Raw genomic sequence first — 776 nt, forward strand, 5'->3', positions numbered from 1 at the left:
ACCGTCAAACCGCAGGAACCGATCGCGGCGGCGGCGGTGATCGTGCTGGCCGGCGCGATTACCCTGTACGCCTTTTCCTATCGCGGGCTACCCTACCCGGTCGCGATTTTCGCCGTCATCGCTTTCATCGGCAGCTTCACGCTGCAACACACCAAATTCGGCCGCCGGATTTACGCGATGGGCGGCAACGAGGAAGCGGCGCGCTTGTCGGGCATCAACATCAAGCGGATGAAGTTCGCCATCTACTGCATCATCACCACCTTGTCGGCTCTGGCCGGGATCATGCTGGCCTCGCGGCTGAACGGCGCGTCCCCCAATCTCGGCAACATGTTCGAGCTGGACGCGATTTCGGCGGTCATCATCGGCGGCACCAGCTTCTCCGGCGGCGTGGGCACCATCATCGGTACGGTGATCGGCGCGTTTATCATCAGCGTGTTGAACAATGGCATGAGCCTGCTGGAAGTGCCGACTTTTTACCAATTGATCATCAAGGGCTGCATCATCATCCTGGCGGTGTGGTTTGACGTGCTGAGCAAGAAGAAACGCGGGTAAGCAGCGATTGCGGGAGCGGGCGTCCATCGCTCCCCGCAGCCAAGGGCCCCATCAATTTTACCCGGAGGGCGTCATGAACAGGTCAAAACCACCGTCCCGCAGAACGGTCGAGCCGTTGGCCGCGATCCGCCTCGCGGGGCTGCTGCTCGCGCTGGCCGTCTCCCCGCTGTTGCCGTCGGCCGCGCGAGCCCAAGAACAACCCATCAAAATCGGTTTTTTGCTCA

General features: G+C 61.5%; 1 protein-coding gene. It reads left to right on the plus strand.

The genetic code is table 11. The annotated features are described in order from the left end of the window. Positions 1–552: inner-membrane translocator (locus tag JNK74_28600; GenBank protein MBL7650147.1), on the plus strand; the 552-nt coding region annotated here is incomplete at its 5' end. Positions 553–776: the final 224 nt, after the last annotated feature.

It is taken from the genome of Candidatus Hydrogenedentota bacterium, from assembly GCA_016791475.1.
Lineage (GTDB): Bacteria > Hydrogenedentota > Hydrogenedentia > Hydrogenedentales > JAEUWI01 > JAEUWI01.